The sequence below is a fragment of the Thermogutta sp. genome (assembly GCF_014359955.1).
In the GTDB taxonomy this organism is placed as follows: Bacteria; Planctomycetota; Planctomycetia; order Pirellulales; family Thermoguttaceae; genus Thermogutta.
In genome coordinates, this window is the sequence record NZ_JACIYL010000965.1 from 1 (window position 1) to 1,470 (window position 1,470).

2 protein-coding genes are annotated in these 1,470 nt (G+C 58.0%); both read left to right on the plus strand.

The genetic code is table 11. The annotated features are described in order from the left end of the window. A partial coding sequence (locus H5U08_RS18610) for an NAD(P) transhydrogenase subunit alpha (protein WP_297036591.1) occupies positions 1 to 1,032 on the plus strand: 1,032 nt, incomplete at its 5' end. A gap of 216 nt (positions 1,033 to 1,248) precedes the next feature. Then, positions 1,249 to 1,470: NAD(P) transhydrogenase subunit alpha (locus H5U08_RS18615; protein WP_297036593.1), on the plus strand; the 222-nt coding region annotated here is incomplete at its 3' end.

Here is a 1,470-nt window from a genome sequence, read left to right on the forward strand (position 1 = left end):
GAACGGGCCGGTTTCCCGGACAGCGAATATTCCTCCAAAGGTGCTAGCATTGCATCTCTGGCAGAAGTTCTTCAGGCCGAGGTGCTGCTCGGCGTGCGGTGGGATATTCCAGCGGACGTTCGACAGGAAATACTGGCAGGAATCCGTCCTGGCCAGATTCTTATCGGTGCGTGGGATCCACTGGCCAAGAGGGCCGATTTGCAGCCGTGGGTGGAAAAAGGAGCCACGATCTTCGCGCTGGAGCTTCTCCCGCGCATCACGCGGGCACAAAGCATGGACATCCTCTCATCCATGGCCACGCTCGCCGGATATCGGGCTGTGCTTCTCGCCGCCCTGACGCTTCCCAAGATTTTCCCCATGCTCATGACGGCGGCAGGCACATTGACACCCGCCAAAGTATTCGTGGTTGGGGCAGGAGTGGCAGGGCTTCAAGCGATTGCGACAGCGAAACGGCTTGGTGCCGCGGTGTCCGCGTATGACGTCCGTCCTGCCGTCAAAGAACAGGTCCAAAGCCTTGGCGCCAAGTTCGTGGAACTGGAGCTGCCCACTCAGGCAGCCGAAGATCAGCGCGGCTATGCAAAGGAACTCGGGGAAGAAGTGTACCGGCGTCAACGCGAATTGATGGCCCAAGTGGTGGCCCAGAGCGACGTTGTGATCACGACGGCCTCTGTGCCCGGCAAGCGGGCCCCTGTGCTGATCACCCGCGAAATGGTGGCCGGGATGCAACCCGGTTCCGTCATCGTGGACCTGGCGGCTGAGCGGGGTGGGAATTGTGAACTGACCCGGCCGGGAGAAACCGTCGTGGAGCACGGTGTCACCATCCTCGGGCCGGTCAATATTCCGGCGGAAATTCCCCACCATGCCAGCCAGATGTATTCCAAAAACATCACGACGTTTTTCCTGTACGTGTGCAAGAACGGGCAGATCGCCCTCGATTCCGAAGACGAAATCATCCGGGATACGCTGGTTGCCCGGGGTGGAGAGGTGGTTCATGGAATGTTGAAGGAAAATTCCGGACAGCCGTCTCAATGAAACACCTCGGGATCTGAGCAAGTCAAGGGTTGGGTACCCAACAGCGTTTTTCGATTCGGATTGATGAACTGGAACCTCGGCGAGCAAAACCTCAAGAGTCAATTCAATCCTGCTCACGCAGGCGGAAGAATATCAACCGCGAACGTGCTCCCAGAAACATGAGGCTTCCGCGAGCTGCGAGTCGGAGAGTCTGGCGATTGGCAAAAGGGTGTAGCTATGGAAAGTGTGTTTCTTTTGGCTAACGAAATCGCCGAGCAGACAGCAGGGCAAAGCCATTCCGAGCTGCCCTTTGTGCTGGCGCTCACCATCTTCGTGCTGGCTATTTTTGTCGGGTTTGAAATTATCACAAAGGTCCCGCCAACCCTGCACACGCCGTTGATGTCGGGATCCAACGCGATTTCCGGCATCACCATTGTGGGGGCGATCATTGCGGCCGGG